Annotated in this window: 7 protein-coding genes and 1 pseudogene; 2 read left to right on the forward strand and 6 right to left on the reverse strand. The window is 69.3% G+C overall.

Annotated elements, in window-relative coordinates:
* Nucleotide 1: 1 nt before the first annotated feature.
* A pseudogene (locus AB0N06_RS12175) lies at nucleotides 2-397 on the forward strand (2Fe-2S iron-sulfur cluster-binding protein); the annotation flags it as partial.
* A gap of 32 nt (nucleotides 398-429) precedes the next feature.
* Nucleotides 430-1,152 (forward strand): TetR/AcrR family transcriptional regulator, encoded by a 723-nt coding sequence (locus AB0N06_RS12180; RefSeq protein ID WP_366134576.1) that lies wholly within the window; start codon nucleotides 430-432, stop codon nucleotides 1,150-1,152.
* Nucleotides 1,153-1,624: 472 nt separating this feature from the next.
* Here AB0N06_RS12180 and pulA read toward each other — a convergent pair whose 3' ends face one another.
* The 6 genes from pulA to AB0N06_RS12210 form a co-directional block, all read right to left on the reverse strand.
* Nucleotides 1,625-6,937 carry a pullulanase-type alpha-1,6-glucosidase gene (gene pulA / locus AB0N06_RS12185; RefSeq protein ID WP_366134577.1) on the reverse strand — a complete coding sequence of 1,771 codons (5,313 nt, stop codon included), beginning with the start codon at nucleotides 6,935-6,937 and terminating at the stop codon, nucleotides 1,625-1,627.
* Nucleotides 6,938-7,730: 793 nt separating this feature from the next.
* Nucleotides 7,731-8,777, reverse strand: coding sequence for a LacI family DNA-binding transcriptional regulator (locus tag AB0N06_RS12190; RefSeq protein WP_366134609.1), 1,047 nt, complete (start codon nucleotides 8,775-8,777; stop codon nucleotides 7,731-7,733).
* 59 nt (nucleotides 8,778-8,836) lie between these two features.
* Nucleotides 8,837-10,564, reverse strand: coding sequence for a glycoside hydrolase family 13 protein (locus tag AB0N06_RS12195; RefSeq protein WP_366134578.1), 1,728 nt, complete (start codon nucleotides 10,562-10,564; stop codon nucleotides 8,837-8,839).
* Nucleotides 10,565-10,670: 106 nt separating this feature from the next.
* Nucleotides 10,671-11,555 (reverse strand): carbohydrate ABC transporter permease, encoded by an 885-nt coding sequence (locus AB0N06_RS12200; protein ID WP_366134579.1) that lies wholly within the window; start codon nucleotides 11,553-11,555, stop codon nucleotides 10,671-10,673.
* Entirely contained in the window at nucleotides 11,552-12,568 is a 1,017-nt protein-coding gene (locus AB0N06_RS12205) for a sugar ABC transporter permease (protein ID WP_366134580.1), read from the reverse strand. The genes AB0N06_RS12200 and AB0N06_RS12205 overlap by 4 nt, the downstream gene beginning before the upstream one ends.
* Nucleotides 12,569-12,589: 21 nt before the next feature.
* A complete protein-coding gene (locus tag AB0N06_RS12210; RefSeq protein WP_366134581.1) occupies nucleotides 12,590-13,864 on the reverse strand; it encodes an extracellular solute-binding protein in 1,275 nt (424 codons plus the stop codon).
* Nucleotides 13,865-13,982 lie beyond the last annotated feature (118 nt).

A 13,982-nucleotide genomic window follows, 5' to 3' on the forward strand; every position in this document is an offset into this window, starting at 1 on the left:
TGACCTCGCGCCCGGCACCGCGGTCTACTGCTGCGGCCCGGAACCCCTGATGAACGCGGTCACCGCCGCGCTCCCGGCGGACTGCACCCTGCACCTGGAACGCTTCACCGCCGCGGCCCCGGCGGACGGCGACTGCGGTGCCTTCGAGGTGGAGCTGCATCGCACCGGGCGTACGGTCCAGGTCGCGGCGGGCCAGTCGATCCTGGCCGCGGTCCGCGAGGAGCTTCCGCATGTCTCGTACTCCTGCGAGCAGGGCTTCTGCGGGACGTGCCAACAGCGCGTGCTGGAGGGCGAGATCGACCACCGCGACAAACTCCTGACGGATGCGGAGCGCGACGAATCCATGCTGATCTGTGTGTCGCGGTGCCGGGGGGAACGGCTGGTGCTGGACCTTTAGACCGACCGCCGCGGCCCGGTTAGGCTGTTGGTATGACGACCGGGGTGCGGCGCAGGATGGGCGTCCATGAGCGCAAACAGCAGCTGATAGGCGTCGCGCTGGAGTTGTTCAGCCGCCGCGCCCCCGACGAGGTCTCCATCGATGAGATCGCAGCCGCGGCCGGGATCTCCCGGCCGCTCGTCTACCACTACTTCCCGGGGAAACAGAGCCTGTACGAGGCGGCGCTGCGGCGGGCGGCCGACGAGCTGGCGGGACGGTTCGTGGAGCCGCGTGAAGGGCCTCTGGGGGCACGGCTGTTGCGGGTCATGGGGCGGTTCTTCGACTTCGTGGACGAGCACGGGCCCGGGTTCTCCGCGCTGATGCGGGGCGGGCCCGCAGCCGGGTCGTCGACGACGAACGCGATGATCGACGGGGTGCGGCAGGCTGCGTACGAGCAGATCCTCGCCCACCTGGGGGTGGAGAAGCCCCCGGCACGGCTGGAGCTGGTCGTACGGTCGTGGGTGTCGCTGGCCGAGTCGACGGCGTTGATCTGGCTGGACGGTCGGCGGATTCCGCGCGCCGAGCTGGAGATGCAGCTGGTGCACGACTTCGCGGCGCTGGCCGCGGTCAGTGCGGCGTACGACGCGGAGATGGCCGGCATCGTGCTGCGGGTCCTCGCCGAGGAGCCGGTCGACGGGCCGTTCGGAGAACTGCTGGAGCGACTCTCCGCCTTCTCGCCCACCGTACCGGCTGTGCCCTCGCTGCGGTTGCCATAAGACCGACCGGCGCATGGGAGGCGGCACGGTCAGTGCTCGCGGTGGGACGGGTCCAGAGGCGCGGGCCCACGGGCGTTCCGTCGCGGGCCGCAGCCCTGGCGCACTGCTCGCCGAGGCGCCGGGCGGCCGGGTAGTCGCCCTGCACCGTCACCGTGACGTGACGCCGGGGTTCGCGGCGCGGGCCCGGTCCTTGATGAGGTGGTGGGAGGGACGCGCCGGGGAATGGGCGATGCGGCTCACTCCCCGGCGGCTGCCCTCAACGTAGTCCGGTAACGGCCTGCCCCACGACAGGGAGTGGAGCAGCGAGCGGCGTCGTGCGGCTTCGATGGCAAGGCGGAGGAGGGAGTCGACGCGAAGGGGGCCCCTCCCATGCCCTTGAGGCCATGGGGGAGTCAGTGACTGACGACAACGCCGCAAGCGGAGTCGCAGGGCGTCGGGAGCCCACTCCCTGTCGTGGGGCAGGCCGTAAGGGTCACCGCAGGGAGAACACGGCTACCGTGCGGCCCGGGACGATGAAGCTTCCCGAACTCCTCTCGTACGAGGACTTCTTGACAGTAGAGTCCGCCCCCGCAGCCTGGACGGGGTGCAGGGCGTAGTTCTTCCCGGCCAGATCGGCGATCCGCTGGTGCTCGGTGCCGGGGGTCGCGTTGAGGACGATCACCAGCTTTCCGAGGCGCATGGTGATGACCCCGGGCGTCTCGTCCTTCCCGGAGAGCGGGAACGACAGGGCGGACTGCACCTGCTCGGTGGTGGAGAGGTCGAAATCCTGCTCCGTCGTGCGGATGGTGAGCAGGTCCTGGTAAGCGGCGGACGCGCCGTCGATCTGCGCGCAGCCGGGGCTGAGCGCGGTGGCGGTCAGCAGCGGCCTGGCGTAGGACCACTTGGCCTTGTTGTCGGCCGCGAGCGGCAGTCCGCGGCCGAAGCCGTTGCCGTCCCGGCAGTCCCAGTGCAGTGCGTTGAACCAGTCGCCGCTGTCGTACGAGTTGCGGTCCAGCGACTTGGAGCGCAGCAGGTCCGTGCCCGCCTGGGAGAGCGACGGGCCCTGCGAGAGGGTGGCGGTCGCCATCGCCAGGACCTGCATCCTGGCCCGGTCGGCGGCCGAGGTGCCCACCGGGAGCTTGAAGGCGAGGGCGTCGTACAGCGTCTCGTTGTCGTGGGCGTCGGCGTAGGCGAGGGCGTCGCCGGGGACCGCGGCGTATCCGGCGGGGGTCCCGTTGTAGTCGACGCCGGAGCCCTTGACCGTGCGGCCCGAGGAATCGGTGAAGGTGTAGTCGGCGAGGTTGCCGGTCAGGCCGACCTTGATCAGATCCTGGTAGTGGAGCAGCCGGGCCTTCTGTTCGGCCGGAGTGCCGTTGGCGGTCGAGGTGTTGGGGTCGGTGTAGAGGCCGCTGGCGAAGCCCTGGACACCGGGGTCCTCGTCGAACGGGCTGCCGCCTCGCACGGCGTCCCGGGCCCGGTCGGAGAAGGTGGCGATGCCGGTGCCGGCCATGTTCTTCTGGGTGGCCTGGACGAAGCGGGCGTCGTCGGCGATCTCACCGAAGTTCCAGCCCTCCCCGTACAGGATGATCTTCTTCCCGTCGACGCCGTCCTTGGCCACGGTCAGCGCGTCGAGCGCCTTGCGGACGGCAAGGATGTTGGCCTTCGGGTGGTGGCCCATCAGGTCGAAGCGGAAGCCGTCGACCTTGTACTCCTTGGCCCACGTGACGATCGAGTCGACGACGAGCTTGCCCATCATGGTGTTCTCGGGCGCGGTGTTGGCGCAGCAGGTGGACGTGGCGACGGTGCCGTCGTCCATGAGGCGCTGGTAGTAGCCGGGCACGATCCGGTCGAGGACGGACTTGTCGTCCTGGCCGGAGGCGACGGTGTGGTTGTAGACGACGTCCATGACGGTCCGCAGTCCGGCGCCGTTCAGCCCCTGGACCATCTGACGGAACTCGACGGTGCGCTTGGTGCCGTTCGGGTCGGAGGCGTACGAGCCCTCGGGGACGGTGTAGTGCAGCGGGTCGTAGCCCCAGTTGAACCCGTCGTTCGCGGCGGCCTTCGCCACGCAGGCCTGCTGCTCCTCGGAGTCGGGGGCGTACACGGACAGGTCGCAGGCGGGCTTCTGCCAGTCCGACTTCTTCTCCGGGATGGTGCCGATATCGAAGGCGGGCAGCAGATGGACGTAGCTCGTGCCGGAGCCGGCGAGCTCCTTGAGGTGCTTCATCCCGTCGGAGCGGGTGTCGGTGAAGGCGAGGTATTCGCCGGGGTGCCGGGACGTGGGGTCCGCGATCGAGAAGTCGCGGATCTGCAGCTCCTGGATCTGGGCGTCGCGCAGCGGGACGGCGGCGGGCTTCCTCAGCCCGGCCCAGCCCTTCGGTGCGAGGCCCGGGGCGTCGAGGTCGACGACGAGGCTGCGGGCGGAGTCGATGGTCAGGGCGGTGGAGTACGGGTCGGTGACCTTGTTGGTGACGATCTTCTGGACGGTGGGCGCCCACACCTTCACCACGAAGCGGTACGGCTTGCCGGTCCACTTCGCGGTGCCGGTGACCGACCAGACTCCGGTGCGGTCGTCGCGCCGCATCGGGACGCTCCTGCCGTCGAGTTCCAGGGCGACGGTCTGCGCGGTGGGGGCCCAGACGGAGAGCGTGGGCCGGTCGTGGTCGAAGACCGGGCCGAGCACGGCGGTGCTCGCGTTCTTCCCGTACAGGTCGTCGAGCACACCCGCGCTCTGTACGCCGGTGGCGGCGAGCAGGGCGCCGTTGGCTGCACGCTGGGTGGCGATCAGCTGGCCGCGCAGCGCCTCGCGGACCCGGTCCCGGTCACGCGGGTCGACGGTGAAGGCCGGGTAGTCCTTGAGGTGTGGGTACGTCGACTTCTGCGCGTCGGTCAGTGCGGACGGGCTGAGCCGCAGCCACTGCCCCTCATCGGTGAGGGCGCCGTCGACGACGGAGATCCCGCCGTCCTTCGCGTAGACGAGCTGCTGACTGGTGGCGTCGGTGGCCTTCACCTTCCAGACCACGGTGTCGGAGTCGATCCACTGCGCCTCGGCCTTGGTGAGGTCGATGGTGGGCGTACCGCCGGTCTGCGGCAGCAGGTAGCCGGGCCGTCCGGCGACCATCCACACCTCGTGGTCGTACGTGGCGAGGTCGAGGGACTGGTCGCTGGGGAGGTCCTTCTCGTCGCCCTTGTGGAGGATGTAGCTGAGTGAGGTGGCCCCGTCGGTGAGCGGAACCTCGAAGGTGACGCCGTAGGCGTCCTTCTTCACCGGCTGGAGCGGCTTCGCCCAGTCGGTGGGGTCCTTCGCGCCGGTCCAGGCGTGCAGTCCCCAGCCGTCGTAGTCGCCGTCGGCGCGGTGGTAGTGCAGGACGGCCTTCGTCCTGTCCTGCGCCGGGTAGGCGCCCTCGGGGGCCGTGTCCGACTGGCCGTCCTTGCCCTGCTCGATCCAGACCTGCCCGGTCTTCGCGAGCTCGACGGTGCGCTGCGGGCCGTCGGCCGTGCCGTCCTTCTCGACCGTGTACGGGACAGAGGAGGTGCCCTCGTCCAGCTGGATCCAGGCAAAGGCGCCGTAGGCGTCGCGCCCGGTGAAATCGGCGGACTTGTCGCCGGACTCGATCGTCCAGCCGTCGTAGTCGCCGTCCGCGCGCTGGTAGTGGACGACGGCGTAGTCGCGCTCGACGGCGACGGGCTTCTCGGCCGCCGGTGCCTGGCCCGCGGTCGTCGAGGCGAGAGCGCTCGCGGTGCGTCCGGCCCGGTCGACCACAACGGCCTTGTAGCGCAGCAGTGTTCCCGCCGCCACGGTGGCGTCCAGGTGCTGGGTGATCTTGTACGGGGCATGGTCGGCGGAGCCAAGAGTGACCCACGCGCCCTTGCCGGTCTGGGCGGCGAAGACGACCCGGTTCAGCGATCCTCCGTCGGTGTCGGCGGAGATCTCGACGGTGCCGGTGGCTCCGGCGGCGGGCGCCTTCAGCGTGATCGAGGGCTTGGCGGCCGGGGCGCCCAGGGGCTTCTCGGCGCGCAGCACGACGCTGGAGAGGGCGGGCACGGTGACGGCTATCTTCTTGTCGGCGCCGCTGCGGACCGTACCGGAACCGCCGTACAACGTACGGAAGTTCATGGCGGCCGACCCGGTGGACAGCTCGACGGTCTTCGCCTCGGTGCCATTGTTGGTGGCGACGACGTACTCGTTGGTGCGCTTGGGGTCCGTACGGGAGAACGCGTAGACGGAGCCTTCCGCGTACCGCTCGGTCTGGACGCCGTCACGCAGGGCCGGGTTCCGCTTGGTCAGCTCGGAAAGTGCGGCGATGTTCCGGTACAGCGGGTGGCCGGTGTCGTACGCGTCGGAGGCGTGCGTACGGTCGGTGCCCAGTTCGTCGTCGTCGAGGTAGTCGGCGGTCTTCGAGGCGAACATGGTCTGGCGGGCGTCCTTGTCGCCGCCCGCGCCGGTGAAGCCCTGCTCGTCACCGTAGTAGATGACGGGGTTGCCGCGGCTGAGGAACATCAGCTCGTTGGCGAGGCGGGCCCGGTCGACGAGCTCGGCGTCGTCGGCCTTCAGGTTGTCCTGCTTCAGGAACGCGCCGATGCGGCCCATGTCGTGGTTGCCGAGGAAGGTCACCTGCTCATAGGCATTGGCCTTGTCGGTGGTGTACCGGTAGTCGTCGCCGAAGACAGCGGCGAGCTTCGAGGCCGGAGCGCCCTGCGAGGCGTACTGCCGGGCCGCTTCCTGGAACGGGAAGTCGAGCGTCGCGTCGAGCCTGCCCCGGGTGACGTACGGGGAGGTGATGGCGGTGTCGGCGGAGTAGACCTCGCCGAACATGAAGAAGTCGTGACGTCCGCGCCGGTCCGCGTAGGCGTCGAGGGCGGTCGCCCACTGGGTCCAGAAGTCCAGGTCGACGTGTTTGACCGTGTCGATCCGGAAGCCGTCGATATCGAAGTCACGGACCCACTTCTGGTAGATCTTCTCCATGCCGGAGACGACCTCGGGCCGCTCGGTCCACAGGTCGTCGAGCCCGGAGAAGTCGCCGTACGTGGTGGACTCGCCGGCGTACGTCGAGTCGCCGCGGTTGTGGTACATCGTCGGGTCGTTGAGCCACGACGGGACCTTCGTGCCGGTGCTCTTCGGGGTGTACGGGAACGAGTCGGCGTCGACCTTCGCCAGGCCCTTGGTGTCGTCGAAGGGGCGGCCGTCCCTGTCGAGGTACGGGTAGGCGCCCTTCGGCTTGTAGCCGTACTTCTTCTCGGCGTAGTCGACGGTGTCCGCAGTGTGGTTGGTGATGACGTCGAAGAAGACCTTCATGCCCTTGGCGTGGGCCCTGTCGATCAGCTTCGACAGTTCGGCGTTGGTGCCGAAGTGCGGGTCGACCTGGGTGAAGTCGGTGATCCAGTAGCCGTGATAGCCGGCCGAGGCATCCTTGCCGGCGCCCTGGACCGGGCGGTTCTTGAAGATCGGGGCGAGCCAGATGGCGGTGGTGCCGAGGCCCTTGATGTAGTCGAGCCGGCTGGTCAGGCCCTTGAGGTCACCGCCCTGGTAGAACCCCTTGTCCGTGGGGTCGTAACCGGTCTCCAGGCGTGAGCCGGTGAGTCCGCCACGGTCGTTGGAGGTGTCTCCATTGGCGAACCGGTCGGGCATGACGAAGTAGAACTGCTCGCGCGTCAGGTCGTGCCGGGCGGGCTCGGCGGCGAGCCGGGCGTCCGACGGGGGGTCCGGGGGTCTCGGCGCGGCGGAGGTGGCTGCCGCCGGGACGACAGGGAGGAGCGCGGCGCACAGTGCGGCTACGGCTCCCCGTCGGAGGAGGGTACGGGACACGGGGCAGGGTCTCCTTGGTTGCGGGGGGCGAAGAGGACTGCGGTGACGTCCTTGTCACCCGGCGTGGACGCCTGGGCGGTCATGGTGGAGGCCACGAGAGCGGCGGCGCCTGCTGTCAGGGGCGAGCGCTGCAGACAGGTGTCTGCCTGCCATGCCTTTCCTCCTGCTGTGGGGGGAAATGCCGATGACCATGCACCCTCACACGGCAACGCAGCCTCACATGGCAACGCGCCCTGCCCTCAAGGTTCCTGAAGGTTCTTGCTGCAAGAATGCAAACCTCGCCGCGGGGAGACCGTACGAGCCCGTCAGGTTCCGGTCAACCCTTTGAACACCACCCGCTTACATCCGCGAAATACTGCAGTTTTCTTTCTGCAAGGCCTTACGCAAATCATTGCAGCACTGTTACGTTTCTCCCGACTCCGGTCCGGTCGGCCGGGGGGTCCCGGTCACCTGGGCCGCACGTCCCCGGCCGCGTCCGCCCCGTACCCGGATGACCGCGGGCCCCCCGTGGAAACCATCCACCGACACCAACCCCCCACGCCCCCGGCCGCGTCCGCCCCGTACCCGGATGACCGCGGGCCCCCCGTGGAAACCATCCACCGACACCAACCCCCCACGCCCCCGGCCACGTCCGCCCCGTACCCGGATGACCGCGGGCCCCCCGTGGAAACCATCCACCGACACCAACCCCCCACGCCCCCGGCCGCGTCCGCCCCGTACCGGGATGACCGCGGGCCCGTCAGGGCCGACTCCCGGGTGCCTCTCCTGTGCGCCCGGACTCCGTGGCCGGGCCTCAGAGGCCGCGGACCGCGGCGGTGGAGCCCCGTACCACCAGCTCCGGCTGGAAGACGTACTCCGTACGCTGCACCGGGCTGCCGCCGATCTCCTCCAGCAGGGCGCTCACCGCGGCGGCCGCCATCGCCTGCACGGGCTGCCGCACCGTCGTCAGCGGCGGGTCGGTGAACGCGATCAGCTGTGAGTCGTCGAAGCCCACCACCGACACGTCGCGCGGCACGTCGAGTCCGCGCCCCCGGGCCGCGCGCACCACGCCGAGCGCCATCTGGTCGCTGCCGCAGACGATGCCCGTGCACCCCTGGTCGAGCAGCGCACCAGCTGCGACCTGGCCGCCCTCGACGCCGAACAGCGCTGAGCAGACCAGGAGTTCGGCCTCGGTCCGGCCCAGACCGAGGAGGTTCACGGCGGCGTCGAGGAAACTCTCGCGTTTGCGGCGGGACGGCACATAGCGCTGCGGCCCGATGGCCAGGCCGACCCTGCGGTGGCCGAGTTCGGCGAGGTGGCCGACGGCCATCCGTACGGCGGCGGAGTCGTCGGGCGAGACGAACGGGGCGGTGATCCGTTCGTTGTAGCCGTTGATCAGGACGAAGGGCACACCGCGCTCGGTGAGTGCCGCGTACCGGGCCGGGTCGGCCGACAGGTCGGCGTGCAGCCCGGAGAGGAAGACGATCCCGCCGACGCCCCGTTCGACGAGCTGCTCGACGAGTTCGTCCTCGGTGGCGCCGCCGGGTGTCTGGGTGCAGAGCACCGGGGTGTAGCCGTGCCCGGCCAGGGCCTGTTCGACGGACTGCGCGAACGCCGGGAAGATCGGGTTGGTGAGCTCGGGCGTCACCAGTCCGATCAGCCCGGCGCTGCGCTGCCGCAGCCGTACGGGGCGTTCGTAGCCCAGGATGTCCAGCGCCGCGAGCACCCGCTGACGCGTGGTGTCCGCGACGCCCGGTTTTCCGTTGAGCACCCGGCTGACGGTCGCCTCGCTGACCGCTGCCTGGCCGGCGATGTCCGAGAGCCTCGGCGCACCACCGGTCCCAGGGCCTCCCTTCCGGATCTTGCCGGGCTCGCGGGGGCCGGCCTGATCCGGAAGAGAGGCCCTGGGCAGGGGAACCGTCACACCGTCCACCACACCGTGGTGTCCGCGGGGAGCTCGATCTCGGCGCCGTCGGTGACGACCGGCGTGCTGGACAGCAGGACGGTGCCGCGCACGGGAATGCGTACCGGACGGCCCGTCGTGTTGACGGTGCAGACGAAGCCGGGGCGGGCGAAGGCCAGCAGACCCTCGGGGGCGTCCAGCCACTCCACGGCGGACCCGGCGCCGAGCCCCGGATGCACCCGGCGGGCAGCGATCGCGGTCCGGTACAGCTCCAGCGTGGAATCGGCGTCGCCGGTCTGCGCCTCGACGCTCAGCTCGGCCCAGCTGTCGGGCTGCGGCAGCCAGCTGCCACCGCTGCCGAAGCCGTACGAGGAGCCGGCCCGCGTCCACGGGATCGGCACCCGGCAGCCGTCGCGGAAGCCGTCCTGGCCCTCGGCGCGGAAGAACGACGGGTCCTGGCGAACCTCGTCGGGCAGGTCGGTGACGTCGGGCAGGCCGAGCTCCTCGCCCTGGTAGACGTACGCGGAGCCGGGCAGCGCCAGCATCAGCAGGGTGGCGGCGCGAGCCCGGCGCAGGCCGAGCTCACGGTCGCCGGCGGTGCGGATCTGGGTGCCGAGGCCGGGCGGGTTGGCGAACCGGGTGGCGTGCCGCGTGACGTCGTGGTTGGAGAGAACCCAGGTGGTGGGGGCGCCGACCGGGCGCATCGCGTCCAGCGAGGTGTCGATGACCTTGCGGAGCTCGGCGGCGTCCCAGGCGGTGGAGAGGTACTGGAAGTTGAACGCCTGGTGCATCTCGTCGGGGCGCACGTAGTTGGCGGTGCGCTCGACGGTGGGGGTCCAGGCCTCGGCGACGAGGATCCGCCCGCCCGTCGCCCACCACCGCCCTTCCGACGAAGGCCCTTCGGGCCCCTTCTTCCCGGGGTACTCGTCGAGGATGGTGCGCCAGGAGCGGTAGATCTCGTGCACCCCGTCCTGGTCGAAGAACGGCATGACGTCGTTGCCGAGCAGCTTGAGCTGGTCGTGGGTGCCGAGGTCGGGCAGGCCCTCCGCCTTGACGAGGCCATGGGCGACGTCGACGCGGAAGCCGTCCACGCCCATGTCGAGCCAGAACCGCAGGATGGAGCGGAACTCGTCGGCGACGGCCGGGTGTTCCCAGTTGAAGTCGGGCTGCTCGGGCGCGAAGAGGTGGAGGTACCAGTCGCCCGGAGTGCCGTCCGGGTCGGCGGTCCGGGTCCAGGCGGGGCCGCCGAAGATGGACTCCCAGTCGTTGGGCGGGAGTTCACCGTCCGCACCCTTACCGGGGCGGAAGTGGTAGCGCTCGCGCAGTGCGGAGCCGGGGCCCTCGGCGAGGGCGCGCTTGAACCACTCGTGCTGGTCGGAGGAGTGATTGGGCACCAGGTCGACGATGATCCGCAGGCCCAGGTCGTGGGCGTCCCGGATCAGCCCGTCGGCATCCAGCAGCGTGCCGAACATCGGGTCGATGGCGCGGTAGTCGGAGACGTCGTACCCCGCATCCGCCTGCGGCGACGCGTAGAACGGGCTGAGCCAGACCGCGTCGACGCCGAGGTCCTTGAGGTACGGGAGTCTGCCGCGTACGCCTGCGAGATCGCCCATGCCGTCGCCGTTGCCGTCGGCGAAGCTCCGCGGATAGACCTGGTAGATCACCGCGTCCTGCCACCAGCCGGTGCGGTGGCCCGGAGCGTCGTCGGACGTGCCGGTGGAGGGGGCAGCGAGGTGCTGGGTCATGTCGTCCCTGGGGTGTCTGGGTGGGGAGCGGCGCCGGGGCCGGGTCGGGGATCCGGCGTCGCCGTGACTTGGTGCGTGCGGTCGTACGGTCGTGCTGCTGCGTACGTCAGCCCTTGACGGCTCCGGCGGACATGCCGGTCACCAGGTGGCGCTGGGCGAAGAGGAAGACCAGGGCCGCGGGTATCGCGATGAGCACGGACGCGGCGGTCATCGGCCCCCACTGGGCTCCGTACTGGTTGACGAACTTCTGCAGTCCGCCGGCGAGCGTGAGGTTCTCGTCGCCGACCATGAAGGCGGAGGCGTACGCCACCTCGCCCCAGGCGGTGATGAAGGAGTAGAACGCGGTGACGGCGAGGCCGGGCTTGGCGAGCGGCAGGATCAGCCGCCAGAACGTGCCGAACGGGGTGAGACCGTCGACCTGCCCCGACTCGTCGATCTCGCGCGGGATGGTGTCGAAGAAGCCCTTCATCATCCAGGCGCAGAACGGCACCGCGATGGTGAGGTACGTGATGACGAGGCCGACGGGCTGGTTGAGCAGTCCCAGGCCCGACATGATGTTGTAGATCGGCACGATGAGGACGGCGACCGGGAACATCTGGGTGATCAGCAGCGTCCACATCAGCCCGCGCTTGCCGGGGAACCGGAAGCGGCTGACGGCGTAGCCGGTGGTGGCGGAGACGAAGACGCCGAGGACGGTCGTGAGCCCGGCGATGAGCAGGGAGTTGCCGAACCAGGTCAGGAACTCGGTGTCCTTGATCAGGTTCGTGTAGTTCTCGAACGTGGTCTCTTTGAAGAAGTCCGTCGTCGTCGCGTACGCGGCGGGCTTCAGCGAGGTCAGCAGGACCCACAGCACGGGGAACACGGCGATGACGGACGCCGTGATCAGCGTGAGGTGCAGTCCGACGGAGGCGAGCGGCGAGCGTTCGCCGCGGAGCCGGACCGTGGCTTTGCGCGCCGAGTGGCGCGCGGTGGGTGCGGGGGCGGTGGTCACCAGTTATCTCCCTGTGTGCGGAGGACTCGCCGGTAGACCGCGGCGAAGAGCATCAGGAGGACGAGGATCAGCACGCCCCACGTGGAGGACTGCGCGAAGTCGCGCGGGCTGATCTCGAAGGAGAACTTGTACGCCTGGGTGACCAGGATCTGGGTGGCCTCGCCGGGTCCGCCGCGGGTCAGCAGGAAGATCACCGGGAACATGTTGAAGGTCCAGATGGTCGACAGCAGGATCACCGTGGTGGAGACCGGCCGCAGCCCGGGCAGCGTGATGTGGCGGAACCGCTGCCAGGCAGTGGCGCCGTCCATCTCGGCGGCCTCGTACTGCTCGCTGGGGATGGACTGCAGACCGCCGAGCAGGGCGACCATCATGAACGGCACGCCGAGCCAGACGTTGACGGCGATGACGGAGAACTTCGCCCAGGTCGGGTCGTTCAGCCACGGGATGCCGTCGATACCGGCACCGGAGAGGATCTTGTTGAGCAGCCCGCGGTCCTCGTTGTAGAGGAAGCGCCAGGCGAAGACGGAGACGAAACCGGGAATGGCCCAGGGCAGGATCAGCGCCATCCGGTACGCGGAGCGGCCGGCGATCCGGCGGTTGAGGATGTTGGCGAGGGCCATGCCGAGGGCGAAGGTGATGCTCACACAGGAGACCGTCCACACCAGAGTCCACCCGAGCGTGCCGAGGAACTGGTCGCCCGTGAGCGCGTCGGTGTAGTTGTCCAGACCGACGAACTTGTACGTCGCGGGCATGTGGTTGACGCCGATGGACCGTTCGACATTGCGCTCGTTGGCATCGGTCAGCGACAGGTAGATGCCCCGGACCAGGGGGTAGCCGATGATCACTCCGATGACGACGACGACCGGGGCGACCATGGTCCAGGCGTACCAGTGGGTCGACAGCGCCCGCCGCAGACGGCTCGGTGGAGGAGGGGTACCAGTACCGCGGCTGCGGCCGCGGGCGACGTCGTCGCCCGCGGCCTTCGCCACCGACTGGCTGGTGTGGACAGCCATCAGTCGGCCTGCCTTCCTGAGTTACTTCCAGCCCTTGAGGAGCTTGCGGTAGGAGTCACCGGTGGACTTGGCGCCCTTCTCCGGAGTGGTCTGGCCGGTCAGGACCTTGGTGTACTCGGTGACGAGCGGGGCGAAGAGGCTGCCGGTCTCCGGGATCCAGGGACGCTCGACGGCGGTGTCGACGACCGGCTTGAAGAAGTTGACGATCTCGTTGTCGACGACCTCTTCCCTCGTGTAGGCGGAGGTACGGGTCGGCAGGAGGTTCAGCTCCTTGGCGACCTTGGCCTGGGTCTCCGCGGACGTCATGTAGTCGACGAAGGCGTAGGAGGCGTCGAGGTTCTTGGAGCCCGCGTAGACGGCCAGATTGTGACCACCCTGCGGGGCACCCTGCCCGACGGAGCCGGCGGGGACCGGGGCGACGCCCAGGTTGGCCTTGTCCTTGAACTCCTTGCCGGCGTAGGTGTCGGCGACGGCCCACGGGCCGTTGATCATCATGGCGACCTTGCCGTCCTTGAAGGACGACTGCATGTTCTCCCAGCCGTCCGTCGCGTCGGTCTTGGCCGCACCGGAGTCGACGAGGTCCTTGACGACCTTCATCGCCTTGACGCCATCGGCGTTGTCGACGGTAACGGACTTGGTGGACGCGTCGACGAGGTCGCCGCCCTCGCCGTACAGGAAGGACAGGAACCAGTACGCGTCGTCGCCGCGCAGGTACATGCCGGTCTTGCCGGTCTTGTCCTTGATCTTCTTGGAGACGGTCTTCAGCTCGGCGATGGTCGTGGGGACCTCGACGCCGGCCTCCTTGAAGATCTTCTTGTTGTAGAAGATGCCCATGGAGTCGATGACCTGCGGCGCTGCGTACGTCTTGCCCTTGTACTTGGTGGAGGCCGCGGCCTGCTTCAGGAAGTCGTCCGCCTTCTGCAGGGCGGGCGTGCCGTCCAGCGGGGCGAGGTAGCCGAGGTCCGCGAACTCAGGGGTCCAGGCGACCTCGGAGCGGATCACGTCGGGGGCGCCGGAGCCGGACTGGGCAGCGTTCTTGAACTTGTTCTGCGCCTCACCGAAGGGCACGTTGACGTACTTGACGTCCACCTTCGGGTGCTTCTTCTCGAAGTCCTCGGCGATCTTCTTGAAGACCTTGTCCTCGCTGCCCACCGTGGAGGTGTCCCACCAAGTCACGGTCCCGGAGAGCTCGCCCGAGCCCTTGCTGGTGCCGTCGGACTTGTCGTCACTGCCGCAGGCGGTCGCCGCGAGCGCCAGGGCCGCGACCAGGGCGGTGGCCGTTATGCCACGTCGCATCTGTGAACTCCTTCAACTGCCGTACCGCTCCGTCGCGGCGCCGGGTCGACGTGAACGTAACAAGGATGCAAGAAGGCCGAAAGACCTTGCGGAAGATTTCTGCAAGCTTCGGCGATCG

It is taken from the genome of Streptomyces sp. NPDC051020 (assembly GCF_040683105.1).
Lineage (GTDB): Bacteria > Actinomycetota > Actinomycetes > Streptomycetales > Streptomycetaceae > Streptomyces.